Annotated in this window: 20 protein-coding genes; 13 read left to right on the forward strand and 7 right to left on the reverse strand. The window is 68.5% G+C overall.

All coding sequences use genetic code 11. The features are described 5' to 3' along the window. Positions 1–219: 219 nt before the first annotated feature. The 4 genes from trpE (at position 220) to trpC (ending at position 4430) form a co-directional block, all read left to right on the forward strand. Positions 220–1713 (forward strand): anthranilate synthase component I, encoded by a 1494-nt coding sequence (gene trpE / locus FHR97_RS06395; protein WP_183382960.1) that lies wholly within the window; start codon positions 220–222, stop codon positions 1711–1713. A 254-nt stretch (positions 1714–1967) separates the two neighbouring features. After that, complete coding sequence (locus FHR97_RS06400) at positions 1968–2552, forward strand: anthranilate synthase component II (RefSeq protein ID WP_183382923.1); 585 nt, start codon at positions 1968–1970, stop codon at positions 2550–2552. 30 nt (positions 2553–2582) lie between these two features. After that, positions 2583–3602, forward strand: a complete 1020-nt coding sequence (gene trpD, locus FHR97_RS06405) for an anthranilate phosphoribosyltransferase (protein ID WP_183382924.1) — start codon at positions 2583–2585, stop codon at positions 3600–3602. Positions 3603–3623: 21 nt separating this feature from the next. Further along, a complete protein-coding gene (trpC, locus tag FHR97_RS06410) occupies positions 3624–4430 on the forward strand; it encodes an indole-3-glycerol phosphate synthase TrpC (protein ID WP_183382925.1) in 807 nt (268 codons plus the stop codon). Positions 4431–4514: 84 nt separating this feature from the next. Here trpC and FHR97_RS06415 read toward each other — a convergent pair whose 3' ends face one another. The 3 genes from FHR97_RS06415 to FHR97_RS06425 form a co-directional block, all read right to left on the reverse strand. Next, the gene (locus tag FHR97_RS06415; protein WP_183382926.1) at positions 4515–6332 is read right to left on the reverse strand and encodes a cation:proton antiporter; all 1818 of its coding nucleotides are present in this window, start codon (positions 6330–6332) and stop codon (positions 4515–4517) included. Positions 6333–6427: 95 nt separating this feature from the next. Next, a complete protein-coding gene (locus FHR97_RS06420) occupies positions 6428–6628 on the reverse strand; it encodes a DUF2905 domain-containing protein (protein ID WP_183382927.1) in 201 nt (66 codons plus the stop codon). Positions 6629–6645: 17 nt separating this feature from the next. Further along, complete coding sequence (locus FHR97_RS06425; RefSeq protein ID WP_183382928.1) at positions 6646–9813, reverse strand: FAD-binding and (Fe-S)-binding domain-containing protein; 3168 nt, start codon at positions 9811–9813, stop codon at positions 6646–6648. A gap of 177 nt (positions 9814–9990) precedes the next feature. Here FHR97_RS06425 and serS point away from each other — a divergent pair, with 177 nt between their 5' ends. Then, positions 9991–11268, forward strand: coding sequence for a serine--tRNA ligase (gene serS, locus FHR97_RS06430; RefSeq protein ID WP_183382929.1), 1278 nt, complete (start codon positions 9991–9993; stop codon positions 11266–11268). A gap of 135 nt (positions 11269–11403) precedes the next feature. Here serS and FHR97_RS06435 read toward each other — a convergent pair whose 3' ends face one another. After that, on the reverse strand, positions 11404–12195 hold the full coding sequence (locus FHR97_RS06435) for an SIMPL domain-containing protein (RefSeq protein ID WP_183382930.1): 792 nt from the start codon (positions 12193–12195) through the stop codon (positions 11404–11406). 191 nt (positions 12196–12386) lie between these two features. Between FHR97_RS06435 and FHR97_RS06440 the strand changes: the two genes are divergently transcribed. Beyond that, entirely contained in the window at positions 12387–13481 is a 1095-nt protein-coding gene (locus FHR97_RS06440; RefSeq protein ID WP_183382931.1) for an AI-2E family transporter, read from the forward strand. 74 nt (positions 13482–13555) lie between these two features. Here the strand turns inward: FHR97_RS06440 and trxA are convergent, their stop codons facing one another. Then, on the reverse strand, positions 13556–13879 hold the full coding sequence (gene trxA / locus FHR97_RS06445) for a thioredoxin (RefSeq protein WP_183382932.1): 324 nt from the start codon (positions 13877–13879) through the stop codon (positions 13556–13558). Between the two features lie 235 nt (positions 13880–14114). Here trxA and cysB point away from each other — a divergent pair, with 235 nt between their 5' ends. After that, positions 14115–15086: an HTH-type transcriptional regulator CysB gene (cysB, locus tag FHR97_RS06450; protein WP_183382933.1), complete on the forward strand. Its 972-nt coding sequence runs from the start codon at positions 14115–14117 to the stop codon at positions 15084–15086. Between the two features lie 76 nt (positions 15087–15162). On the opposite strand, the gene FHR97_RS06455 is transcribed toward cysB, so the two are convergent. After that, positions 15163–15783, reverse strand: coding sequence for a phosphoadenosine phosphosulfate reductase domain-containing protein (locus tag FHR97_RS06455; protein ID WP_183382934.1), 621 nt, complete (start codon positions 15781–15783; stop codon positions 15163–15165). A gap of 219 nt (positions 15784–16002) precedes the next feature. Beyond that, positions 16003–17355: an aminodeoxychorismate synthase component I gene (pabB, locus tag FHR97_RS06460; protein ID WP_183382935.1), complete on the reverse strand. Its 1353-nt coding sequence runs from the start codon at positions 17353–17355 to the stop codon at positions 16003–16005. A 238-nt stretch (positions 17356–17593) separates the two neighbouring features. Here pabB and FHR97_RS06465 point away from each other — a divergent pair, with 238 nt between their 5' ends. The 6 genes from FHR97_RS06465 (at position 17594) to prpD (ending at position 26211) form a co-directional block, all read left to right on the forward strand. After that, positions 17594–18307, forward strand: a complete 714-nt coding sequence (locus tag FHR97_RS06465) for a GntR family transcriptional regulator (RefSeq protein ID WP_183382936.1) — start codon at positions 17594–17596, stop codon at positions 18305–18307. A 31-nt stretch (positions 18308–18338) separates the two neighbouring features. After that, a complete protein-coding gene (gene prpB, locus FHR97_RS06470) occupies positions 18339–19229 on the forward strand; it encodes a methylisocitrate lyase (protein WP_183382937.1) in 891 nt (296 codons plus the stop codon). Between the two features lie 38 nt (positions 19230–19267). Further along, positions 19268–20395, forward strand: a complete 1128-nt coding sequence (gene prpC / locus FHR97_RS06475) for a bifunctional 2-methylcitrate synthase/citrate synthase (protein ID WP_183382938.1) — start codon at positions 19268–19270, stop codon at positions 20393–20395. 331 nt (positions 20396–20726) lie between these two features. Beyond that, complete coding sequence (gene acnD / locus FHR97_RS06480) at positions 20727–23363, forward strand: Fe/S-dependent 2-methylisocitrate dehydratase AcnD (protein WP_183382939.1); 2637 nt, start codon at positions 20727–20729, stop codon at positions 23361–23363. A gap of 9 nt (positions 23364–23372) precedes the next feature. Next, on the forward strand, positions 23373–24551 hold the full coding sequence (prpF, locus tag FHR97_RS06485) for a 2-methylaconitate cis-trans isomerase PrpF (RefSeq protein WP_183382940.1): 1179 nt from the start codon (positions 23373–23375) through the stop codon (positions 24549–24551). A gap of 178 nt (positions 24552–24729) precedes the next feature. Next, the gene (prpD, locus tag FHR97_RS06490) at positions 24730–26211 is read left to right on the forward strand and encodes a 2-methylcitrate dehydratase (RefSeq protein ID WP_183382941.1); all 1482 of its coding nucleotides are present in this window, start codon (positions 24730–24732) and stop codon (positions 26209–26211) included. Positions 26212–26776 lie beyond the last annotated feature (565 nt).

The following is a 26776-nucleotide window of genomic DNA, read 5'->3' on the forward strand; positions in this document are numbered from 1 at the left end:
GTGATGTCAATAGTTTTTCGTTATAACGGATCTCGCGATCTCCGTCGATGGACACTCGCATGACGCTGGATGCCTTTTCCCGCCGCACCGCCACCCGTTCTCCCGCATGCCCTGGCCTGACCGGCGGCTGGCGATGGTGACGCTCGCCTGACCGGACGCTCCCCAGGAGTGTCGCTCGACTGACCATCGTCTTTCCCATTGCGAGGACCCGGGCCCATGATGACTCCCGAACGTTTCCGCGAGCTGGCCGAGGCCGGCTACAATCGCATCCCGGTCACCCGCGAGGTGCTGGCCGATCTCGACACGCCGCTGTCCACCTACCTCAAGCTCGCCGACGCCCCCTGGACCTTCCTGCTGGAGTCCGTGCAGGGCGGCGAGAAGTGGGGGCGCTACTCGATCATCGGGCTGCCCAGCCACGAGCGCATCGAGGTGCGGGGATTCACCGTCAACCATATCGTCGACGGCCATGAGCAGGGGGCCGTTGAGGTCGCCGACCCGCTGGCCTGGATCGAGGACTTCCAGGCGCGCTTCAAGGTGCCCCGCCTCGACGACCAGCCGCGCTTCGATGGCGGCCTGGTCGGCTATTTCGGCTACGACACCATCCGCTATATCGAGCCGCGCCTGCGCGGCGTGGAGAAGCCGGATCCGCTGGGCGTGCCGGACATCCTGCTGCTGGTGTGCAACGACCTGGTGGTGTTCGACAACCTCTCCGGCCGCCTGACCCTGTGGACCCATGCCGATCCCGCCGAGCCGGAGGCCTACCGCCAGGCGGTGACCCGGCTGGGGCGGCTCGAGGCGTCGCTGCGCGAGACGACCATCCAGGCCGGCAGCCCCGGCACCGGCCGGGCCGCGGTGGAGGAAGGGCACTTCACCTCGGGCTTCACGGAGGAGGGCTTCAAGGCCGCGGTGGAGACCATCAAGGAGTACGTGCTGGCCGGCGACATCATGCAGTGCGTGCCCTCCCAGCGCATGTCGATCCCCTACCAGGCGCCCCCACTGGACCTCTACCGGGCGCTGCGCAGCCTGAATCCCTCGCCCTACATGTTCTACTTCAACCTGGGCGACCACCAGGTAGTGGGCTCCTCACCGGAGATCCTCACCCGCCTGGAGGATGGCGAGGTCACCGTGCGGCCGATCGCCGGCACCCGGGTGCGCGGCCGCAACGAGGAGGAGGATCGCGCCCTGGAGGCCGATCTGCTGGCCGATCCCAAGGAAGTCGCCGAGCACCTGATGCTGATCGACCTGGGCCGCAACGACGTCGGCCGCATCAGCGAGACCGGCTCGGTGAAGGTCTCCGACCAGATGGTGGTGGAGCGCTATTCCCACGTGATGCACATCGTCTCCAACGTCACCGGCCGTCTCAAGCCGGGGCTCACTGCCATGGATGCCCTGCGTGCCACCTTCCCGGCGGGGACCCTCTCCGGGGCGCCGAAGATCCGCGCCATGGAGATCATCGACGAGCTGGAGCCGGTCAAGCGCGGGGTCTACTCGGGGGCCGTGGGCTATCTCTCCTGGCACGGCAACATGGATACCGCCATCGCCATCCGTACCGCGGTGATCAAGGACGGCGAGCTGCACGTCCAGGCCGGCGCCGGGGTGGTCGCCGACTCGGTGCCCGAGCTCGAGTGGCAGGAGACCCTCAACAAGGGGCGGGCGCTGTTCCGCGCCGTGGCCATGGCCGAGCACGGCCTGGACAACCTGGAGTCGCCTTGACAGGGATCGCCGTCGGACAGCACTATTGCCTCATGAACGCATCGCGATACACAGTCGGTCCGAACCCGTGGTGGCGCTCCTGAGCGAGGGGCGGCACGCTTGCGACCGAAGGAAATGCCGCCGTCAGGGCGGCATTTTTGTGTCTGCGCATCCCTGCACGGCTGGCGCATGCCCTTAGACCGATCCGGGTAGGCCCCTGGGTAACGCCAGGCAAGATGCCAAAGTCAACGCAGTAAGAACAGGACGCTATTGCCATGTCCGTGCTGATGATCGACAACTACGACAGTTTCACCTTCAACGTGGTGCAGTACCTCGGCGAGCTGGGGGCCGAGGTGGCCACCTACCGCAACGATGCCATCACCCTGGAGCAGATCGAGGCCCTGGCCCCGAGCCACCTGGTGATCTCGCCGGGCCCTTGCACGCCCAACGAGGCGGGGATCTCCATGGCGGCGATCCGCCACTTCGCCGGCCGCCTGCCGATCCTCGGCATCTGCCTGGGCCACCAGGCCATCGGCCAGGTCTACGGCGGCAAGGTGCTGCGCGCCCCCCAGGTGATGCATGGCAAGACCTCGCGGATCCGCCACCTCGGGGTGGGGGTCTTCGCCGGCCTCGAGGATCCCCTGGAGGTCACCCGCTACCACTCGCTGGTGGTGGAACGCGAGAGCCTGCCGGACTGCCTGGAGGTCACCGCCTGGACCGACGCCGATGACGTCACCCCCGGGTTGGTGATGGGCATGCGCCACCGCGAGCTGGACATCGAGGGCGTCCAGTTCCACCCCGAATCGATCCTCACGCGCCAGGGCCACGAGCTGCTGGCCAACTTTCTTGAGCGTCGTTGATACGTGCCATTGCCAAAGGAGAAGACGGCCATGCAGATGCGCGAAGCCCTCGGCGCGGTGATGCGCCGCGAGGACCTTAGCTTCGACCAGACCCACCGGGTGATGATGACCATCATGACCGGGGAGGCCACCGACGCCCAGGTCGCCGCCTTCCTGATGGGCATGGCGATGAAGGGCGAATCCGCCGAGGAGATCAGCGCCGCCGCCCAGGTGATGCGCGAGCTGATGACGCCGGTGACGCTGAACGCCGAGAACGTGGTGGACATCGTCGGCACCGGCGGTGACGGCGCCAACCTGTTCAATGTCTCGACCGCGGCGAGTTTCGTTGCCGCCGCCGGCGGGGCCCATGTGGCCAAGCACGGCAACCGCGGGGTGTCCTCGTCCTCGGGCAGCGCCGACCTGTTCGCCGTGGCTGGCATCGACCTGGACCTGGACCCGGGACAGGTCGAGCGCTGCATCGAGGAGGTCGGCGTCGGCTTCATGTTCGCGCCCAATCACCATCCGGCCATGCGCCATGCCATCACGGCGCGCCGCGAGATGGGCGTGCGGACCCTGTTCAACATCCTCGGGCCGCTGACCAACCCGGCCGGTGCCCCCAACCAGCTGCTGGGCGTCTACTCGGCCTCGCTGTTGCCGCTGATGGCCGAGGTGCTGCGTCGCCTGGGCAGCGAGCACGTGCTGGTGGTCTGTGCCGAGGACGGCCTGGACGAGATCTCGCTGGCGGCGCCGACCCGGGTGGCGGAGCTCAAGGACGGCGAGATCCGCGAGTACACCATCGCCCCCGAGGACTTCGGCATCGCCCGCCACGACCTCGACGCCCTGCGGGTGCAGACCGCCGAGGACAGCCTGCGCCTGGTGCAGCAGGCCCTGGTGGGCGAGGGGCCGGCGGCGGACATCGTGGCGCTCAATGCCGGGGCGGCCCTCTATGCCGCCGGGGTCGCCGACACCCTCAAGGAGGGCGTCGCCATGGCCCAGGATGCCCAGGATGCCAAGCTGGCCCTGGAGAAGCTCAAGGAACTGACCAACTTCACCCGCGTCTTCGCCCAGTAGGCCGCCACTCAGGACACCGACATGACCGCATCTTCCGAGACCCCGACCATCCTGACCCGCATCCTGGCGCGCAAGGACGAGGAAGTCGCCGAGCGCCAAAGGGCCGTGCCGGAGGCCGAGCTGTTGCGTCTGGCCGCCGAGCAATCCGCTCCGCGGGGCTTCGTCGCGGCCCTGGATGCGTGCATCCGCGACGGCGATCCCGGCGTCATCGCCGAGATCAAGAAGGCCTCGCCCTCCAAGGGGGTGATCCGCGAGGACTTCCGCCCCGGCGAGATCGCCGAGCGCTATGCCGCCGGCGGGGCGGCCTGCCTGTCGGTGCTCACCGACGCCGACTTCTTCCAGGGCCACGAGGACTTCCTGATCGAGGCCCGGGAAGCCTGCGCGCTGCCGGTGATCCGCAAGGACTTCATCACCCACGGCTACCAGGTCAGCGAGGCCCGGGCGATCGGCGCCGACTGCATCCTGCTGATCGTCGCCGCCCTGGACGACGAGCGCCTGGCGGCGCTCCACCGCCAGGCGACCGAGCTCGGAATGGACGTGCTGGTCGAGGTCCACGATGCCCGGGAGCTGGAGCGGGCCCTGGCGCTGGACCTGCGCCTGGTGGGCATCAACAACCGCGACCTGCACACCTTCGACACCCGGCTCGAGACCACCCTGGAGCTGCTCGAGCGCATTCCCCCCGAGGTGACCGTGATCACCGAATCCGGCATCCACACCCGTGGCGACGTGCTGCGCATGCGCGAGCACGATGTCCACGGCTTCCTGGTGGGCGAGGCCTTCATGCGGCGCGAGGACCCCGGCGAGGCCCTGCGCGAGCTGTTCTTCTAGTCAGTCGGCGGTTCTCTCCCGCCCTCCACCGATCGCCCCGGCTGGCACCGGCCGGGGCGATCCCGTTCCAGGCCGGGGAGAGGCTCAGCTCGCCGCCCTGGCCCGACGCGCGGGGGAGTCCGCGAAGATCAGGCTGACCAGGGTATCTCCCCGCCTCGGGGTCAGGCCGCCCTCGGCGGTGGCCAGGCGCAACCGCCCCGAGGGTCCGATGCACAGCATGGGCAGCCAATGGCCGTTGTGGGCCTGGCGCAGGGGTTCCATGCGAAACTTCTCGCCGCAGCGCTCGCGGCGTACCTCGCCGCCTTCCTCCACCAGCCGCGACAGCCTGGCGAAGGTCACCTCGCGACCGAACAGCAGCGGCAGGTGGTCCAGGGCCTGGGCATGGGGACGGTTGGCGCGGTGCCCCTCATCGACCGCCAGCCGGAACACCCGGTCGCGGCCCAGCAGGTGCTCGAAGTGCAGCGCCGCCAGGGCGTTGAGCTCGCGATAGGGGGAGAGCGGCAGCAGGTAGCCGATGCCGCTGAGCTCCAGGTGCTGGGCGGCGTGTTCCGAGAGCGGGTCGCCGTAGTAGGTAGTCAGGCCCGCCCGCTGGGCGAGCTGGATGGCGTCCCAGCTGCTGTCGGCCAGCACCACGCTGACCCCGGCCGCCTGCAGCTGGCTGCCCACCGCGCGCGCTACCTGGTTGGCGCCGATGATCAGCACGCCGTCGGGGGAGGGCCGCTGGACCCCCAGCCAGCGGGCCAGGGGCCGCGACAGCAGGCTCTGGCTCACCACGGTGCTGATGATCACCAGGAAGGTGACCGGAACCAGCATCTCGGCACCGGGCACGCCGATCTCCTCCAGGCGCAGGGCGAACAGCGAGGCCGTGGCCGCCGCGACGATGCCTCGCGGCGAGATGAAGGCCAGCAGCGCCTTCTCGCGCAGCTCCAGCCGGCTGCCCAGGGTGCACAGCCATACCGCCAGCGGGCGGGCGACTCCCACCAGCACGGCGAGGAAGGCCCAGGCCGGCCAGCCCAGCAGCGCCAGTTGCTCCACCGTCAGCCGCGCGGCGAGCAGGATGAACAGGCCCGAGATCAGCAGTACCGACAGGGTTTCCTTGAACTCGATGATCGGCCGGGTCGGCACGCCCCGCATGTTGGCCAGCCAGGCGCCCATCACCGTCACGGTCAGCAGCCCCGACTCGTGGAACAGCAGGTTGGACAGCGAGAACAGGGCCAGCATCATCATCAGGGTGCCGAAGCTGTGCAGCTGGCGGGGCAGCCAGTGGCGGCGCAACACCTGGCCCCACAGGTGGCCGCCGGCGATGCCCAGCCCGAAGCCGATCAACGCGGTCTTGCCGAACAGCAGCAGGGTCTGGGTGGCGGCCTCGCTGCCCGAGCCCAGGGCCACGAACTCGTAGACCAGCACCGCCCCGATGGCGCCCACCGGGTCGATCAGGATGCCCTCCCAACGCAGGATCTGGGTGAGGTGTTCCCGGGCGCGCAGGGTCTGCAGCATCGGCAGGATCACCGTGGGACCGGTGACCACCAGCAGGGCCCCCAGCACGCTGGCCATCTCCCAGGACAGCGCCAGCAGGAAGTGTGCCGAGACGGTGGCGATCACCCCGGTGATCAGGGCGCCCCAGGTCACCAGGCGGCGCACCGTGCGGCCGTGGCCGCCGAGCTCGCGGAAGTTCAGCGTCAGGCTGCCCTCGAAGAGGATCACCGCCACCGCCAGGGAGACCAGCGGGAACAGCAGGTCGCCGAACAGCGCATCGGGGTCGAGCAGCCCGGTCACCGGCCCCGCGGCGATGCCGGCCACCAGCAACATCAGGATCGCCGGCAGCTTCAGCTGCCAGGCGAGCCATTGGCAGATCAGCGCCAGCAGGCCGATCGCCGCCAGGTCGAGGCCGGCATGCTCCATCGTCGTCGCGCTCCATCGGGTGGAAGGGCGCGAAGCCTAGCGTCACCGGCCGTCACATGCAATCCATTGGCTCGATGAGCGATGTCGATGTCGGTTCAGCGGTGCCACCACCACAGGATCAGCGAGAGCGCGGCACTGATCAGCAGCATGGTGGTGAGGGGGAAGTAGAGGGTGGTGTTGCCCCGGCGGATCAGGATATCGCCCGGCAGGTGCCCGAGGGGCAGCCTGCCGAGCCAGGGCCAGAGGAGTCCGGCGGCGACCAGCAGCAGGCCGATAAGGATCAGCGTCTTCGACATCTCGCCTCCTTCGGGCCTTAGCCGGCGCGGCGCAGCACCTCGAGCAGGCCCTGCAGTGGATGCGGCAGGGCGGCGTCCGAGAGCCGCCTGGCCTGGCTGCGGCAGGAATAGCCGCTGGCCAGCAGGCGGCCGGCGTTGACCGGATCCTCCACCCTGAGCCGCCAGGACTGGGCGTAGATGGTCGCCGAGGTCTCGCGGTTGCGTGCCTCGTGGCCGTAGGTGCCGGACATCCCGCAGCAGCCCGTGGCCAGCACCTCGAGCTCGAGGCCGAAGGCGGCGAACAGCCGCTGCCAGGCCTTGGGCGTGCCCGGGGCGTTGGTCGTCTCGGTGCAGTGGGCGAGCAGCCGATAGCCCGGATCGTCGAGGTCGAGGCCCGCGGGCGCCAGCTCCGGCGCCCGCTCGGCCAGCCACTCCGGCAGCAGCCGCACCTCGGGCACGGCGTCCGCGCCCAGCGCCGTCACGTACTCCTGGCGGTAGGTCAGGGTCATGGCCGGGTCGATGCCGACCAGCGGCACGCCGAAGGCGGCCAGACTCTCGAGCCGCTTGGCCTGCCTGGCCGCGGTGCGTGCGAAGGCGCCGAGGAAGCCCTGCACGTGCAGCGGCTTGCCGTTGGGCGCGTAGGGTGCCACGAACACCCGCACGTCGAGGCGCTCGAGTAGCTCGACGACGTCCCTCACCAGCTTGGCCTCGAAGTAGCTGGTGAAGGCGTCCTGCACCAGCACCACGCTGCGCGCCTTCTGGGCCGCGGTGAGCCGGCCCAGCGTCGTCGGCGTGGCCGGGGCCACGCCCCAGGCGGCGAGCTGCTTGTCGAGGCGCGCCCGGGACAGCCGGGGGCTGTCGACCATGCCGATGGGGCCGGCCAGCAGGCGGTTCACCCAGCGGTTGTCCAGGGCGGCGTTGTAGAGCGGCGCCACGGGAGCCAGATACGGCACCAGGAACTCCAGCCCGCCGATCAGGTAGTCGCGCGGCGGGCGCAGGTAGCGGCCGTGGTAGACCTCGAGGAACTGCGAGCGGAAGGTCGGCACGTTGACCTTGACCGGGCACTGGCCGGCGCAGGACTTGCAGGCCAGGCAGCCGGCCATGGCGTCATAGACCTGGTGGGAGAAGTCGGCCTCGCCGCGGCGCCGGGCCAGGGTGTTCCTGAGCTTTCCGGGGAAGGCCTTGACGGCGCCCCAGGCACCCTCGGCCCGCTGCCGGCGTGCCGCCTCGACCACGTCGACGCCGGCGTGGCCCTGCAGCCGCAGCCATTCGCGCATCAGGCTGGCGCGGCCCTTGGGCGAGTGGACGCGCTCGCGGGTGGCCTTCCAGGACGGGCACATGGCGTCATTCGGGTCGTAGTTGTAGCAGGCGCCGTTGCCGTTGCAGTAGACGGCGTCGCCGTGGGCCTGCCAGACCCGCTCGTCGATCTGGCGGTCGTACTGGCCGCGGGTCGGCACGCCGTCGATGGTCAAGAGTCCCGGGTCGACCCATTTCACGGCCTGCTCGTCATCGTCCCGTGTTCCCTGCTCGGAGTCGGGATCCTGGGCTTTACCCGCGTCTTCGGGCGGGTTGGAAAGCGGTGTGGCGATCTTGCCCGGATTGAGCTGGTTATGCGGGTCGAAGGCGCCCTTGAGGCGACGCAGGCTGGGGTAGAGTGGACCGAAGAAGGCCGGGGCGTACTCGGAGCGCACGCCCTTGCCGTGCTCGCCCCACAGCAGGCCGCCGTACTTCCGGGTCAGCGCGACGACCGCGTCGGAGATCTCGCGGATCATCCGCTCGTCGGCCGGGTCCTTCATGTCCAGCGCCGGGCGCACGTGGAGCACCCCGGCATCGACGTGGCCGAACATGCCGTAGGCCAGCCCGCGGGCGTCGAGCAGGGCGCGGAACTCGGCGATGTAGTCGGCCAGGTGCTCCGGGGGCACCGCGGTGTCCTCGACGAAGGGCAGCGGGCGCTTCTCGCCCTGGACGTTGCCGAGCAGGCCCACGGCGCGCTTGCGCATGCCGTAGACCCGGGCGATCGCCTCGCGGCCCTCCGCCCGGGTCTCGCCCAGGCGGGTGACGCTGGTGTCGTCCTCCAGGTGACGGCAGAAGGCGGCGACGCGCTCGGCCAGGCGCTCGGGGTCGTCGTCGTTGAATTCGACCAGGTTGATGCCGTGGGTCGGGGTATCGCCAGCCGGGAAGAACTCGGCGACGCCGTCCCAGACGACGTCCTGCCGGGCCAGGCCCAGCACCGTGTCGTCCACCGTCTCGATGGAGGTCGGGGCGGCACGGCTGGCCATCAGCGCCTTGGCATCGCGCAGGGCATCCATGAAGCCGGCGTAGCGCACGTTGACCAGGGTCGAGTGGGCCGGGATCGGCAGCACCTTGAGCACCGCCTCGCTGGTGAAGGCCAGCGAGCCCTCGGCGCCGCACAGCACGCTGTTGAGGTCGAACTTTCCTTCCGCCGTTCTCAAATGCGCCAGGTCGTAGCCGGTCAGGCAGCGGTTGAGCGGCGGGAAGGTCTCGCGGATGCGCTCGCGCTCGCTGTCGAGGATCTCGCGAGCCACCCGATGCACCCGGCCCACGGCGTCGTCGCGGGCGCACAGGGCGTCGAGCTCGGCCTCATCGACCGGCCGGGTGACGAGGCGCTCGCCGCCGAGCAGCACGCTGTCGAGCTCGAGCACGTGATCGCGGGTCTTGCCGTACTCGCAGCTGCCCTGGCCGCTGGCGTCGGTGGCGATCATGCCGCCGATCGTCGCCCGGTTGGAGGTGGAGAGCTCGGGGGCGAAGAACAGCCCGTGGGGCGCGAGCGCGGCGTTGAGCTGGTCCTTGACCACCCCGGCCTGGACGCGCACCCGACGCGCCGCCACGTCGATGTCGAGGATGGCGGTCATGTGCCGGGAGACGTCGACCACCAGGCCGTCGGTGAGCGACTGGCCGTTGGTGCCGGTGCCGCCGCCGCGGGGCGCCAGCACCACCCGGCGGAAGGCCTCGCGGCCGGCCAGGCGGGCGATGCGCTCCAGGTCGGCCACGCCCCGGGGATAGAGCACCGCCTGGGGCAGGCGCTGGTAGAGGGAGTTGTCGGTGGCGAGCACCGTGCGGTTGGCGTAGTCCGGGGCGATCTCGCCCTCGAAGCCGGCGTCCGCCAGGGCCTCGAGGAAGTGCCGGTAGGGCGTGTCGGCGTGGCCGTGGGTGCTCGCGTGAGCGGTGTCCAGTCGTGCGATCATGATATCGGGTTCGGTCGCTGTCGCTGCCGCGGGGCGGGCAGCTGGAGAAGGAGGCCCCTACTGTACCCCGGGACGGCCACGAGGCGCATCCCGACGGCGCCGGCATGCATAGCACCGGGGCGGGCTTTTGCCTACAATGAGCGCCCTGCTTTCACCGATACCGACGGACAGGATTCCATGCTCGATCCCAAACTGCTGCGCAGCGACCTCGACGGGGTCGCCCAACGACTGGCCAAGCGGGGCTTCGTGCTCGATAGCGAGCGTCTGGCCGCCCTGGAGTCCCGGCGCCGGGAGCTGCAGGCCGAGACCGAACGCCTGCAGAACGAGCGCAACACCCGCTCCAGGGCCATCGGCAAGGCCAAGGCCGCCGGCGAGGACATCCAGCCGCTGCTCGACGAGGTCAGCGACCTGGGCGAGCGCCTGGATGCCGCCAAGGCGCGCCTCGCCGAGGTGCAGGCGGAGTGGGACGAGCAGGTCAGCGGCCTGCCCAACCTGCCCCACGAGAGCGTCCCCCAGGGCGACAGCGAGGACGATAACGTCGAGCTGCATCGCTGGGGCACGCCGCGCGGCTTCGACTTCGCGGTCCGCGATCACGTCGACCTGGGCGCGCTCACCGGCCAGCTCGACTTCGACCTGGCCGCCAAGCTGACCGGGGCCCGCTTCGCGGTGATGCGCGGCAGCGTTGCTCGGCTGCACCGGGCGCTGACCCAGTTCATGCTCGACAAGCAGACCCTCGAGCATGGCTACGAGGAGTGCTACGTCCCCTACATGGTGAACGACGACTCGCTGTACGGCACCGGCCAGCTGCCCAAGTTCGGCGAGGACCTGTTCCGCCTGGAGGACGAGCGCGGCTATCGGCTGATCCCCACCGCCGAGGTGCCGCTGACCAACTTCGCCCGCGACGAGATCCTCGAGCACAAGCAATTGCCGGTGCGACTCACCGCCCATACGCCGTGCTTCCGCAGCGAGGCCGGCTCCCATGGTCGGGATACCCGCGGCATGATCCGCCAGCACCAGTTCGACAAGGTCGAGATGGTCCAGCTGGTCGACCCGGCGACCAGCTACGACAGCCTGGAGGAGATGCGCGGCCACGCCGAGGCGATCCTGCAGGCCCTGGAGCTGCCGTACCGGGTGGTGACGCTGTGTACCGGTGACATGGGCTTCGGGGCGGCCAAGACCTACGACCTGGAGGTCTGGCTGCCGAGCCAGGAGACCTACCGGGAGATCTCCTCGGTCTCCAACTGCGAGGACTTCCAGGCCCGGCGCATGCAGGCGCGCTTCCGCCAACCGGAGCAGAAGAAGCCCCGGCTGCTGCACACCCTGAACGGGTCCGGCCTGGCGGTGGGCCGCTGCCTGATCGCGGTGATGGAGAACCACCAGAACGCCGACGGCTCGATCGGCGTGCCCGAGGCGCTGCGGCCCTATATGGGCGGGGTCGAGAAGATCAACGTCTGACCGGGCGGCGCCCGGAAGAACGCGACTGCGTCGCTCGAAGAGCAAAGAGCGGCGCTTCGCGCCTGGAAGATGGAAGAAACGACACAACCCCACCGATGGTGGGGTTGTGTCGTTGAGGGCCGGTGAAATGCCGGCTCACTCTTCACTCCTCTCGCCTTCGATCTCCCAGCTGACATTGACCGCGGCATCGATGGTCAGGGTGCCGGGTCGATACTCGGTGGCGCCACCGCTCTCCCGGGCATCGGCACTCATGGCCATCATGCGCGGCTGGAACACCGGCGCCTGCTGCTCGCTCACCGCGTGCACCGGCCCCAGGGCGATGCCCAGGGTCTCGGCCATCAGCTCGGCCTTGTGGCGGGCACGGACGAGCGCCTGGGTCAGGGCCTCGTCGGTGGCCGCCTCGCGGTCGGCGAGGTCATAGGTCACGCCATCCAGGGCGTTGACGCCGGCCTCGGTGAGGGCGTCGAGGATCGTCGGCAGGCGTTCGAGATCCTTGATCTCGACCTCGAAGGGGCGCTCGAGGCGGGTTCGGGCCAGCGGCGTCGGTTCGCCCTCCTTGCCGGTCCGGTCATGCAGGACCTCGGGCTGGACCCGCAGCGAGCCGGCCTGGATGGTCTCGCGCTCGAGCCCGGCCGTCTCGAGGGTGCGGATCAGGGTGGCGGCCCGCTCCTCGAGCCGACGGCGCGCCTCGGCCAGGGCCTCGGGGTCGGTGCGGGTATCGTCGCGCTGGGCGATGGCCGGGGTGCGTTCCCACAGCCGTGCGCTCAGGGTCGCCTGGTCCGGCACCACCTGGAGCTCGGCCCGGGCCTGGACGTCCAGGCGAGGCGCGGGCGGGGCATCGGCGGCGCTCGCCATCGGCGGGGCGGTGAGGAGCAGGGCGGCGAGCAGGCTGGCGGGCAGGCGGGGTCGGAGGCATGACAGGGACATGGCGCTTTCCTTTTCGCGATGGAGGTGTCGGCTTGGAGCGACGCGGCCCGGCAGGGTTCCCCGGCCGGCGACGGCGAGCGACGCTTGTGCAATGGTTGCACGATCCCTCCCGGTGCCGAGGGACGTCGCGTTGTACCCTGAGTCATCAGGCGGCATCATGACGACACCCTGAAACGGCGGAGCAGGCGGGCATGGCGAGACCCGAAGACGATACCCAGAGCAGCATCCCCTTGAACCTGACCCTGGCACTGGCTGCTCTGGTGATCATCATCGCGGGGATGCGGGCCGGCTCCAGCCTGCTGGTGCCCTTGCTGCTGTCGCTGTTCATCGCGGTGGTCTGCACCGCCCCGGTCCACTGGCTGCATCGCCTGGGTGTGGGCCTGCGCCTGTCGGTGTGGCTGACCCTGATCGTGATCGGCGGCCTGCTGTCGCTGCTCGGGCTGCTGCTGGTCAACAGCTTCGGCACCTTCATCGATGCCCTGCCGGGCATCGAGCAGAAGCTCTACGAGTACTACCTCGGCGTGCTCGACAGCCTGGCCGGCCTGGGGCTGGCCATCGATACCGATCGGCTGGGCGAGCTGCTGCAGTCCGAGCAGTTCAGCAACTGGATTCCTGCCCTGATCGGCCAGCTCGGCAACCTGATGATGCAGAGCGTGGTGGTGGCCCTGCTGGTCATGTTCCTGCTGTTCGAGACGCTCAACTTCCGCGACAAGGTCTCCCGGGCGCTGGCCAATCCCGCCCCCAGCCTGCGCCGCTTCAGCGAGTTCAGCCTGACGCTGAAGCGCTACCTGGCGGTGAAGACACTGATCAGCCTGGCCACCGGGGCCCTGATCTGGCTGTCCTGCAAGCTGGTCGGGGTGGAGTTCCCGCTGCTCTGGGCGGTGTTGGCCTTCGCCCTGAACTATATCCCCAACATCGGTTCGGCCATCGCCGCGATTCCCCCGGTGCTGCTGCTGCTGGTCTCGCCGGATGGCGGCCTGTTCAAGGCGCTGGTGCTCTCCGGGGCCTACCTGGGGGTCAACTTCGTGCTGGGCAACCTGCTCGAGCCGCGGGTGATGGGACGGGCCCTGGGCCTGTCCACCTTCGTGGCGTTTCTCTCGCTGGTGGTCTGGGGCTGGATCTTCGGCGCGGTGGGGATGCTGCTCTCGGTGGTATTGACCATGACGCTCAAGATCGCCCTGGACAGCCATCCCCAGACACGCTGGATCGCCCACCTGCTGGGGCCGGGCACCGCCCCCCTGGAAAAGGCCGACAGACCGCCCCTGGAACGCAAGAACGAGGAGTGAGCCGGTCCACAACGACGACGCCCCGGCCAATGCCATTGGCCGGGGCGTCACGGGCGTGACCGGGCTCGGTCGACTCAGGCGTTCTGGTCGATGAACTGGGTCAGTTGGGACTTGGACTGGGCGCCGACCAGGGAGGCGACCTTGGCGCCGGACTTGAACAGCATCACGGTGGGCACGCCGCGCACTCCCTGCTCAGCGGCGATTTCCGGGGCGTCATCCACGTTGATGCTGACGATCTTGAGGTTGCCTTCGCGTTCATCGGCGACCTCGTCGACCACCGGTGCCATGACCTTGCAGGGACCGCACCAGGGGGCCCAGAACTTCAGCAGGACCGGGGTATCGGCATTGAGGACTTCCTGCTCGAAGTTGGCATTGGTGACATCGACGTTATTGGCCATGGGATTCTCCAGTTACTACGTTGCGCTGCATCGCGCGGATGGTCAGGCATGAATGCATGCTTGGTCGCCCGATGTTAGCGGGCGACCCACTTGCTGGCAAATCCCCGTGCGACCTCGACGGCCTGCCCGGGAGGTATGTGGGCGCGCCCATGATATGCTATAAAGTAATCATGAAACATATCCTTATTGCCCAATGGTCTTTTAATCCCGCCACAGGAAGGGGGAGGGAGCGGTCATGAAGCTCCAGCAGCTGAGGTACATCTGGGAAGTCTCGCGTCACAATCTCAACGTCTCGGCCACCGCCCAGAGCCTCTATACTTCTCAGCCCGGCATCTCCAAGCAGATTCGTCTGCTGGAGGACGAGCTGGGGGTCGAGATCTTCGCACGCAGCGGCAAGCACCTGACCCGGGTCACGCCGGCGGGGCAAGCGATCATCGATCTCGCCGGGCAGGTGCTGCGGCTCACCGAGAACATCAAGCATGTCGCCCAGGAGCACAGCGACGAGCGGCGCGGCAGCCTGTCCATCGCCACCACCCATACCCAGGCGCGCTATGCGCTGCCGCCGGTGATTCGCGAGTTCACCCGCAAGTACCCCGACGTGGCGCTGCACATGCAGCAGGGCACGCCGCGGCAGATCGCCCAGATGGTCAGCGAGGGGCAGGCCGACTTTGCCATCGCCACCGAGTCCCTGGAGTTGTTCACCGACCTGGTGCTGCTGCCCTGCTATCGCTGGAATCGCTGCGTGCTGGTCCCCAAGGGACATCCCCTGGCCGAGATGCCGACCCTCACCCTGGAGGCCCTGGCCGGGTATCCGCTGGTGACCTATGTCTTCGGCTTCACCGGTCGCTCCCAGCTCGACGATGCCTTCCGGGCCCACGGTTTCAGCCCCAATGTGGTGCTGACGGCGGCGGATGCCGATGTCATCAAGACCTATGTGCGCCTCGGCATGGGGGTGGGGATCGTCGCCCACATGGCCGTGGACCCCGAGCTGGACACCGACCTGGTGGCCCTGGACGCCAGCCATCTCTTCGAGAGCTCCACCACCAAGATCGGCATCCGTCGCGGGACCTTCATGCGCGGCTACATGTACGACTTCCTGCAGGGCTTCGCCGATCACCTGGAGCGGGATCTGGTGGATGCCGCCCTGGTGGCCGGCCCCCGCCACGAACAGGGGCTCTTCCAGGGTATCGAACTGCCCGTTCGCTGAAGCGCCCCCGACCTCGGTCTCGACGAAAAACGCCATCGCCCGTCCTCTCGGACGGGCGATGGCGTGCCTGGGTGCCTCAGTGCTGGAGATGCAGCCCGCATTCCCGCTTCGCTTCCACCTTGGTGGGATCGAAGTAGTCGAACTCGTTGGGCAGGTCGTGAGCCTGCAGGTACTGGTAGAGGTCGCGTGCGCTCCAGTGCAGCAGCGGCGCGACCTTGAGCAGGCCGTCGGCGTTGCGGGAGACGGCGTCCATGCGGGCCCGTTCGGGGGTGTCTTCGGCGCGCAGGGCGGTGAACCAGACGTCCGGTGCCATTTCGCGCAGCGCCCGGCCGAAGGGCTCGAGCTTCACCTCCTCGGTGAAGGCCGCGTGGCGCGGGTCGTCGATGTCCGGCATGGGACCGTCGACCGCCTCGCGATGGGCCCGGGTGCGGCGCGGGATGTAGCTGATCAGGTTGAGGTCGAGCTGCTTCACCACGGCGTCGGCGAAGCGATAGGTGGCCTCGGTGTTGTAGCCGTGGTCCATCCACACGATGGGAATGTCCGGCCGTTGCCGCGTCACCATGTGCAGGATGACCGCCTCGAAGGGGCGGAAGTTGGTGGTGCAGATCGGCCGGCTGCCCTGTTCCAGGGCCCAGCGAATCAGGGCCTCGGGATCCTGGCCCAGGTCACGGTTGATGGCGTCGAGTTGCGGCTCCATGAGCGCCTCCCAGAAAGGTGTCTCGGTGGCGCTACCCTAGCAGAGCCCGAGTGAGCGGCCCCAATACCGATTGATTGGATGTTTATGCCGCTAAGTATTAACAGATTGCTTTCGTTATTCCATGGCGGCTTATCACCCGGCCAGCGGTCATGCCGGATCCATCGCGGCACAGGGGGCGTGCCGTGTGGGCGACGATCTCCTCGCCCGTGGGGTCGATCGTCAGGCGGGGTCGCTGAGTGCCGCCATCAGATGCCGGATCTTGTCCAGGGTCTCGGCATACTCGTCCTCGCCCCGGGAGTCGGCGACCAGGCCGCCGCCGCCCCACAGGTGCAGCCGGCCCCGGTCGGCCACGGCGGTGCGAATGGCGATGGAGGTGTCCATGTGACCCCTCACGTCCACATAGCCGAGGCTGCCGCAGTAGGCGCTGCGGGCCGAGGGCTCGAGCTCGTCGATGATCTGCATGGCGCGCACCTTGGGCGCGCCGGTGATCGAGCCGCCGGGAAAGGCGGCGGCCAGCAGGTCCAGGGGGGAGTGGCGCTCGTCCAACTCGCCGGTCACCACGCTGACCAGGTGATGCACGTTGGCGTAGCTCTCCAGGCCGCACAGCTGCGGGACCCGCACGCTGCCGGGGCGGCACACCCGGCCCAGGTCGTTGCGCAGCAGGTCGACGATCATCACGTTCTCGGCGCGATCCTTGACGCTGGCGGCGAGCGCCTCGGCGAGCCGGCGATCCTCCGCCGGGGTCCGGCCACGGGGGCGGGTGCCCTTGATCGGCCGGGTCTCGACCCGCCCCCGGGCGCAATGCAGGAAGCGCTCGGGGGACAGCGACAGGATGGCGTGATCGTCCCAGGCGATGAAGCCCGAGAAGGGCGTCGGGGTGGCCCGGCGCAGGCGACGGTAGGCCGACCAGAGGTCACCCTCATAGGGGGCGCTGAAGCGCTGGGCGAGATTGATCTGATAGCAGTCGCCCTCGCGGATGTAGCGCTGGACGGCGTCGAAGCGCGCCAGGTAGTCCTCCCGGGCCAGCTCGGGGAGGAAGTCGCCGGTCAGGCGGAAGTCCCCGCTCGCCGGGGGCGGCACCGCCAGCCAGCCGAGCACCTGGTCGCGGCGCTCGGCGGTCGCCACCAGCCAGGCCTCGCGGCGCTGGTGATCCAGGATCATCGCCCAGTCGTAGAGGCCGACGCGGCTGGCCGGGAGGTCGGCGACCGGTGTCGCCCGGCCGGGCACCGGCTCCAGGCAGCGGCCGAGATCGTAGCTCCAGAACCCGATCAGGCCGCCGAGGAAGGGCAGGTGACTGTCCGGCACCGCATCGTCCAGGCGGTCGAGCAGCGCCTGCTGGGCGGCGAAGGGCGTGAGGCCGTCCGGCAGGGCGGCATCCCCGTGGACCCGGCCCCGGGCATCGATGTCCAGCACGCTCAAGGGGTCGCTGGAGAGGATGTCGTAGCGGCCGCCGGGGGCGACCGGCCGGCCGCTGTCGAGCAGCACGGCCGCCGGGCGATGGCGCAGGGCCGCGAACAGGTCCAGGGGGTCTTCCCGATAGCTCAGGGGGGTGATCTCGAGTGGTGATGTCATCAATGGTGCCTTCCCTCAACAGGCGCCACATTCTAGGCGCCGCGACGGGGTTTGTCGCCAGCGGCAGGGCAGCGGCCGCGACGCCGGGTCAACGCAGCCCGACTATTGTCGACATCCTGCCTAGCAAATGCTTGGTTGTTTACAACCAAAGGGGGAGAGAGTCGGCCAGGCTGGCATATTGACCCGAAGGAAGGCACTGTCTACAGTTTCCCTCAAGCCCTGATTGTCGACAATTGCCATGACGAACGCACTGACCGAATCGGCCACACCCCCCGAGGTCCGCACCCTGGCGGAACGGGTCTTCCAGCAGCTCCAGGATGCCATCGTCCGGGGCGAGCTGGCACCGGGCAGCAAGATCACCGAGCCGGGACTGTCCCGGAGCTACGGCATCTCACGCGGGCCGCTTCGCGAGGCCATGCGCCGCCTGGAGGCGCACCGGCTGATCGAGCGCGTGCCCCATGTGGGGGCCCGGGTGGTCAAGCTGTCGATGAAGGAACTGCTCGAGCTGTTCGACGTGCGCGAGGCGCTGGAGAGCATGGCCGCGCGGCTGGCCGCCGAGCACATGAGTGCCGAGGAGATCGACGGCCTGCGGGAGGTGCTGGCGGTCCACGAGCGTCAGGCCGACCTGCGCCGTGGCGAGGCCTACTACCAGCGTGAGGGGGACCTGGACTTCCACTACCGCATCGTCCAGGGCAGCCACAACAAGATGCTGATGGGTCTGCTGTGTGACGACCTCTACTACCTGGTGAGGCTGTATCGCACCCAATTCAGCGCAAGTGGCACCCGTCCCCAGCGGGCCTTCGTCGAGCACCACCGCATCGTCGATGCCATCGAGGCCGGGGACGCCGAACTCGCCGAACTGCTGATGCGTCGCCATGTCAGCGCCTCCCGGGAGAATGTCGTCGAACGCTACGCCGCCTCCCTCGAACAGGAACAGGAGGCGTCCACCTGAGGATGCCCCGCCGACCCACTGGAGAGACCCCATGACCCGACTCACGCCCGGCGCCCGTTTCCGTGCCGCCCTCGAGGCCAACCGCCCGCTGCCCATCGTCGGCACCATCAACGCCTACACGGCCATGATGGCCGGGCGGGTCGGCCACCAGGCCATCTACCTGTCCGGTGGCGGCGTGGCCAATGCCTCCTTCGGCCTGCCCGACCTGGGCATGACCACCATGAACGACGTGGTCGAGGACGCTCACCGCATCTGCGGGGCCACCGAGGTGCCGCTGCTGGTGGACATCGACACCGGCTGGGGCGGCGCCTTCAACATCGCGCGAACCGTCAAGGAGATGCAGCGGGCCGGCGTGGCGGCGGTGCACCTGGAGGACCAGGTGGCCCAGAAGCGCTGCGGGCACCGCCCCAACAAGGCGATCGTCTCCCAGGGTGAGATGGTGGACCGCATCAAGGCCGCCGCCGATGCGCGCCTCGACCCCGACTTCACCCTGATCGCCCGCACCGATGCCTTCCAGAAGGAAGGGCTGGAGGCCGCCATCGAGCGCGCCAACGCCTGCCTCGAGGCCGGCGCCGACGCCATCTTCGCCGAGGCCGTCCACACCCTGGATGACTACCGGGCCTTCTGTGAGCGCCTCGATGCGCCGATCCTGGCCAACATCACCGAGTTCGGCGCCACGCCGCTGTTCAGCCAGGACGAGCTCGCCGAGGCGGGCTGCCGCATGGTGCTCTACCCGCTGTCCGCCTTCCGCGCCATGAACGCCGCGGCACTCAAGGTCTACCAGAGCATCCATGACAAGGGGCACCAGCGCGACGTGGTGGAGTCGATGCAGACCCGCGAGGAACTCTACGACTTCCTCAACTACCACGACTTCGAACGCAAGCTCGACGCCCTCTTCGCCGAGCAGGGCGACGACACCTGAACAAGACCCATAACAAGCACACGACAGGAGACACGACCATGGCAGACAATCCCGTCAGTAGCACCGGCCTGCGCGGCCAGAGCGCCGGTTCCACGGCCCTGTGCACCGTCGGCAAGAGCGGCGCCGGGCTGACCTATCGCGGCTACGACATCAAGGAACTGGCCGACAAGGCGCGCTTCGAGGAAGTGGCCTACCTGCTGCTCAAGGGCAAGCTGCCCAACCGGGCCGAGCTCGATGACTACGTCACCAGGCTCAAGGGGCTGCGGGGCCTGCCCCCGGCGCTCAAGACCGTGCTGGAGCAGATCCCGGCCGACGCCCATCCCATGGACGTGATGCGCACCGGCGCCTCCATGCTGGGCAACCTCGAGACCGAGCAGAGCTTCGAGGAGCAGCAGGACGTCTCCGACCGTCTCCTGGCGGCCCTGCCCTCCATCATCTGCTACTGGTACCGCTACACCCACGACGGGGTGCGCATCGACACCGAGACCGACGACGATTCGGTGGGCGGCCACTTCCTGCACCTGCTGCGCGATGCGCCGGCCTCCGAACTGCATGCCCGGGTGATGAACGTCTCGCTGATCCTCTACGCCGAGCACGAGTTCAACGCCTCGACCTTCACCGCCCGCGTCTGCGCCTCGACCCTCTCCGACATGCACTCCTGCGTGACCGGCGCCATCGGCTCGCTGCGTGGGCCGCTGCATGGCGGCGCCAACGAGGCGGCCATGGCGATGATCGAGAACTGGCAGTCGCCCGAGGAAGCCGAGCGCGAGATTCTCGGCATGCTCGAGCGCAAGGAGAAGATCATGGGCTTCGGGCACGCCATCTATCGCGAGTCCGATCCGCGCAATGCCATCATCAAGCAGTGGTCGAAGCGGCTCGCCGAGGACGTGGGTGACAGCGTGCTGTATCCGGTCTCCGAGCGGGTCGAGGCGGTGATGTGGCGCGAGAAGAAGCTGTTCAGCAATGCCGACTTCTTCCATGCCGGCGCCTACCACTTCATGGACATCCCCACCAAGCTGTTCACGCCGATCTTCGTCTGCTCGCGGGTCACCGGCTGGTGTGCCCATGTCTTCGAGCAGCGCGAGAACAACCGCATCATCCGTCCCAGCGCCGACTACGTCGGTCCGGAGCACAGCGAATGGGTGCCGCTCGAGCAGCGCGCCTGACGTTCCTGCCTGATCACCCGTCATGACGGGTGCCGGGACAAGGTGAAGCGAGGGTCCTACGCCATGGGTGAGGCGGAAAACGAAGAACATCCAGTGGATGTTCTTCCCGCCGAAGGGGTTGGCCATGGATGGCCAACCCAGGACCTGCAAGCGGCGCAGGATGCGAAAGCGCCGCAGGGCGTCGGTAGCGCCCAGGGATGGGTTCACAGCGCCCTCGCGAAGGGCCGGCTCCCCGGGGCTTGTCGCCGGCAAGTCCTGCGGGAGAGCCGCCGGCCAGGTAGCCTCTGCTGCCGCCTCTTTCTTCTGTCCACGACCCGATGGTGGCCACGCCATGAATACCGATTACCGCAAGCCCCTGCCCGGCACCGGGCTGGACTACTTCGATACCCGCGAGGCGGTCGAGGCGCTCCGCCCCGGCACCTATGACACCCTGACCTACACCGCCCGGGTGCTGGCCGAACAGCTGGTGCGCCGCTGCGAGCCGGGCCTGCGCGACGCCGCCCTCGCGCAGATCATCGACGGCAAGCGCGACCTGGACTTCCCCTGGTACCCGGCCCGGGTGGTCTGCCACGACATCCTCGGCCAGACCGCCCTGGTCGACCTGGCCGGCCTGCGTGACGCCATCGCCGAGCGCGGCGGCGACCCGGCCAAGGTCAACCCGGTGGTGCCGACCCAGTTGATCGTCGACCACTCCCTGGCGGTCGAGCACGCCGGCTTCGAGAAGGACGCCTTCGACAAGAACCGGGCGGTGGAGGATCGCCGCAACGAGGATCGCTTCCACTTCATCGAGTGGACGAAGACGGCGTTCGAGAATGTCGATGTCATCCCCGCCGGCAACGGCATCATGCACCAGATCAACCTGGAGAAGATGTCGCCGGTGGTGCAGGCCCGCCCCGATGAGAATGGAAAGCGCGTGGCCTTCCCGGATACCTGCGTGGGCACCGACAGCCACACCCCGCATATCGACTGCCTGGGGGTGATCGCCATCGGCGTGGGCGGCCTCGAGGCCGAGACCGTGATGCTGGGGCGCCCCTCCATGATGCGCCTGCCCGATATCGTCGGCGTCAAGCTGACCGGCAAGCGCCAGCCCGGCATCACCGCCACCGATATCGTGCTGGCGATCACCGAGTTCCTGCGCCGCGAGCGGGTGGTGGGGGCCTATCTGGAGTTCTTCGGCGAGGGAGCCGCCAGCCTGACCATCGGCGACCGGGCCACCATCTCCAACATGACCCCGGAGTACGGGGCGACGGCGGCGATGTTCTACATCGATGACCAGACCCTCGACTACCTGAAGATCACCGGCCGCGAGCCGGAGCAGGTGGCGCTGGTCGAGGCCTACGCCAAGCAGGCCGGCCTGTGGGCCGACGACCTGGCCGGCGCCCGGTACGAGCGAGTGCTGGAGTTCGACCTCTCCACCGTGGAGCGTAACCTCGCGGGTCCCTCCAATCCGCACCGTCGCCTGCCCACCTCGGCGCTTGTCGAACGCGGCATCGCCGTACGCTCAGCCAAGGACAGCGCCAAGGCCCAGGCGGAAGAGGCGGCGGGCAAGCTGCCCGACGGCGCGGTGATCATCGCCGCCATCACCAGCTGTACCAACACCTCCAATCCGCGCAACGTGGTGGCCGCGGGCCTCCTGGCCAAGAAGGCCAACGAGCTGGGGCTGGTGCGCAAGCCCTGGGTGAAGTCCTCCTTCGCGCCGGGGTCCAGGGTGGCACGCCTCTACCTGGAAGAGGCCGGCTTGCTGCCCGAACTGGAGGCGCTCGGCTTCGGCATCGTGGCCTACGCCTGCACCACCTGCAACGGCATGTCCGGTGCCCTGGATCCGACGATCCAGCAGGAGATCATCGACCGCGACCTCTATTCCACCGCGGTGCTCTCCGGCAACCGCAACTTCGACGGCCGCATTCACCCCTACGCCAAGCAGGCCTTCCTGGCCTCGCCGCCGCTGGTGGTCGCCTACGCCATCGCCGGTACCGTGCGCTTCGACATCGAGAAGGACGCGCTGGGCCACGCCCCGGACGGCAAGCCGATCACCCTCGAGGACCTCTGGCCCTGCGATGAGGAGATCGACGCCATCGTCGCCGAGCACGTCAAGCCGGAGCAGTTCCAGCGGGTCTATATCCCGATGTTCGACCTGGAGGCGGCGGAACGCGCCGAGAGCCCGCTCTATGACTGGCGTCCGCTGAGCACCTATATCCGTCGTCCGCCCTACTGGGAAGGCAACATGGCGGCCGAGCGCGCGCTCAAGGGCATGCGGCCGCTGGCGATCCTGCCGGACAACATCACCACCGACCACCTGTCACCGTCCAACGCCATCATGGCCGACAGCGCCGCGGGCGAGTACCTGGCGAAGATGGGCCTGCCGGAAGAGGATTTCAACTCCTACGCGACCCACCGCGGCGACCATCTCACTGCCCTGCGGGCCACCCTGGCCAACCCCAAGCTGTTCAACGAGATGGTGCGGGACGAGGCCGGCGAGGTGATCCAAGGCTCGCTGGCGCGCCTTGAGCCGGAAGGCCGCGTCACCCGCATGTGGGAGGCCATCGAGACCTACATGGCGCGTGGCCAGCCCTTGATCGTCATCGCCGGTGCCGACTACGGCCAGGGCTCGTCGCGGGACTGGGCGGCCAAGGGCGTGGCGCTGGCGGGCGTGGAGGCCATCGTCGCCGAGGGCTTCGAGCGCATCCACCGCACCAACCTGATCGGCATGGGCGTGATGCCCATTCAGTTCCGGGAGGGCACCACCCGTCACACCCTGCAGCTCGATGGTACCGAGAGCTATGACGTGGAGGGCGCCCCCGACCCCGGCGCCACGCTGACCCTGGTGATCCACCGCCAGAGCGGTGACACCGAGCGCGTGCCGGTGATCTGTCGCCTGGATACCGCCGAGGAGGTCTCCATCTACTCCGCCGGCGGCGTGCTGCAGCGCTTCGCCCAGGACTTTCTCGAATCCAGCGAGGTCGCCTGAGGAGGCCATATGACCCATCGACCCCAGATCCGGGTGCCCGCCACCTACATGCGTGGCGGGACCAGCAAGGGCGTGTTCTTTCGCCTGGAGGACCTGCCCGAGGCCGCCCGCGCGCCGGGACCGGCTCGCGATGCCCTGCTGCTGCGGGTGATCGGCAGCCCCGATCCCTATCAGAAGCAGATCGACGGCATGGGCGGGGCCACCTCGAGCACCAGCAAGACGGTGATCCTGTCGAAAAGCGACAGCCCCGACCACGATGTCGACTACCTGTTTGGCCAGGTGGCCATCGACGCGCCCGTCGTCGACTGGAGCGGCAACTGCGGCAACCTCTCGGCGGCCGTGGGGCCCTTCGCCATCAGCAACGGCCTGGTCGATGACGCGCGCCTCCCGCGCAACGGCGTCGCCGAGGTGCGTATCTGGCAGGCCAATATCGGCAAGACCATCATCGCCCGGGTGCCCATCACCGACGGCGCCGTCCAGGAGGCCGGGGACTTCGAGCTCGATGGCGTGACCTTCCCCGCGGCGGAGGTGCCGGTCGAATTCATGGACCCGGCCGACGGCGAGGGGGCGATGTTCCCCACCGGCCGCGTCGTCGACGAACTCGAGGTGCCGGGCGTGGGGACCCTGCCGGCGACCCTGATCAACGCCGGCATCCCGACCATCTTCGTCAACGCCGCGGACATCGGCTATACGGGCACCGAACTGCAGGAGGCCATCAACGGCGACGCCGCGGCCCTGGCCCGCTTCGAGGCGATCCGCGCCCACGGTGCGGTGCGCATGGGGCTGATCGGCCATGCCGATGAGGCCACCAGTCGCCAGCACACCCCGAAGGTCGCCTTCGTGGCACCGCCGGCCGACTACCCGGCCTCCAGCGGCAGGACGATCGAGGCCGGTGAGGTGGACCTGCTGGTGCGGGCCCTGTCCATGGGCAAGCTGCACCATGCCATGATGGGCACGGCGGCCGTCGCCATCAGTGTGGCCGCGGCGGTGCCGGGGACCCTGGTCAACCTGGCCGCCGGCGGCGGCGAGCGCACGGCCGTGCGCTTCGGCCATCCCTCCGGCACGCTGCGGGTCGGTGCCGAGGCCCGCCAGGTCGATGGCCAATGGACCGCCACCAAGGCGATCATGAGCCGCAGCGCCCGGGTCTTGATGGAAGGCTGGGTGCGCGTGCCCGACGGCACCGTCTGAGCGGAAACCGCCGGATGCAAAAGCGCCTCGTGTCTCCGGACCGGGGCGTTTCCTATAGTGAAGGACACGCCAGGGGATTCCCGGAGCGAGAGGCGCCGGAGCCCCTCGCCGGATCGATCCCGGGCCCAGCTGCAAGCGTTCACCAGGCACTCACCCGAGATGGTGACAGGAGGGAAGCATGAGCACCGTGGAAGCCAATGTACGACCGGACTACGACAGCGAGTTGCAGAAGATCGCCGACTATGTGCTAGGTTTCACCCCCGACAGTGGCGAGGCCCTGGACACCGCCCGCCACTGCCTGATGGACACCCTGGGTTGTGGCCTGCTGGCACTGCGCTTCCCCGAGTGCACCAAGCACCTGGGGCCCCTCGTGGAGGGCACCGTCGTCCCCCATGGGGCACGGGTGCCGGGCACCTCCTTTCGCCTGGACCCGGTCAAGGCGGCCTGGGACATCGGCGCCATCGTCCGTTGGCTCGACTACAACGACACCTGGCTGGCGGCCGAGTGGGGGCATCCCTCCGACAACCTCGGCGCCATCCTCGCGGTGGCCGATCATCTCTCCCAGGCTCGGGTCGCCCGGGGCGAGGCGCCGCTGACCATGCGCGAGGTCCTCGAGGCCATGATCATGGCTCACGAGATCCAGGGCGTGCTGGCGCTCGAGAATTCCTTCAACCGGGTCGGTCTCGATCACGTGGTGCTGGTCAAGGTGGCTTCCACCGCCGTGGCCGCCAGGCTGATGGGCGCCGACCGCGAGCAGTTGCTCTCCGCCCTGTCCCATGCCTGGGTCGATGGCCAGAGCCTGCGCACCTATCGCCACGCGCCCAATGCCGGTTCCCGCAAGAGCTGGGCGGCGGGGGACGCGACGTCTCGCGGCGTGAGGCTGGCCGACATCGCCCTGCGCGGCGAGATGGGCATCCCCGGCGCGCTCTCCGCGCCCCAGTGGGGCTTCTACGACGTGCTCTTCAGCCACACCAACAAGGACCTGGCCACCAAGCCGGAGGACGAGCGCCGGTTCACCTTCCAGCGGGAGTTCGGCAGCTATGTGATGGAGAACGTGCTGTTCAAGCTCTCCTTCCCCGCCGAATTCCATGCCCAGACCGCCTGCGAGGCCGCCGTGGCCCTGCATCCACAGGTCAGGGATCGCCTCGACGAGATCGATCGCATCGTGCTGACCACCCACGAGTCCGCGATCCGCATCATCTCCAAGGAGGGAGACCTGGCCAATCCGGCCGACCGTGACCATTGCCTGCAGTACATGACCGCGGTGCCACTGATCTTCGGCAGCCTGACCGCCGAGCATTACGAGGATGCCTTCCATGCGGCCCATCCGCGGATCGACGCCTTGCGCAGCAAGATGGAGGTCGTCGAGGACGAGGGCTATTCTCGTGACTACCATGACCCCGACAAGCGCTCGATCGCCAATGCCATCCAGGTGTTCTTCCAGGACGGCAGCGCCACCGAGCGGGTGGTGGTCGAATACCCGATCGGCCATCGCCGTCGGCGGGACGAGGGGATCCCGGTGCTCGAGGAGAAGTTCCGCCGCAACCTGGCCACCCGCTTCCCGCGTGCTCGTTGCGAGACGATCTTCACGCTGTGCAAGGACCAGGCACGCCTGGAGGGAACCGCGGTGAACCGGTTCGTCGACCTCTTCGTGATCTGAAACCACGACGGCTCACCGTGTCCGGGCGCTCGATGGCGAGCGGCCTATGTCCAAAGCGTTTCGACACTGCTCATCTCATAACCAACGGGTCTTGGTGGGGCGCGAGAGCGTGGTCTATATTTTTTCGATGGGAGGGGCTTGCGTTGCCCGCGGAGAATCCGTAAAGTACGCATCCGCTGCCGGCGACGGGCAACGTTGCAGGCGGTGATGAGTGGCAGAAGTGCTTGTTTCTTCGAGAGTTTTTGAAAAGGCTCGGTTGACAGGCTCGCCGGAAACGGTAGAATGCTCGCCACTCGCTACGGAGGCCCGCTGAGGGCTCCATCGGCAGTCATCGCGACACGGGATGACGGCTCGGTCAGCCGGATCGCTTCCTCGGAAGCCGTCGACAAGGGGCTTGACGCGACGCGCCGATCACGTAGAATACGCCTTCCTTGCAGGGCGCCGGGCCGGACGGCACGGCAACGCAAGATGCTCTTTAACAATCGATCAGGTAATTCATGTGGGCGCTTGTCGAGATGTCGGTGACCAGTCACTGAATATCAAGGCAAGCGACTCGTCAAACGAG

Origin of the sequence: Halomonas stenophila (genome assembly GCF_014192275.1) — a bacterium.
GTDB lineage: Bacteria > Pseudomonadota > Gammaproteobacteria > Pseudomonadales > Halomonadaceae > Halomonas > Halomonas stenophila.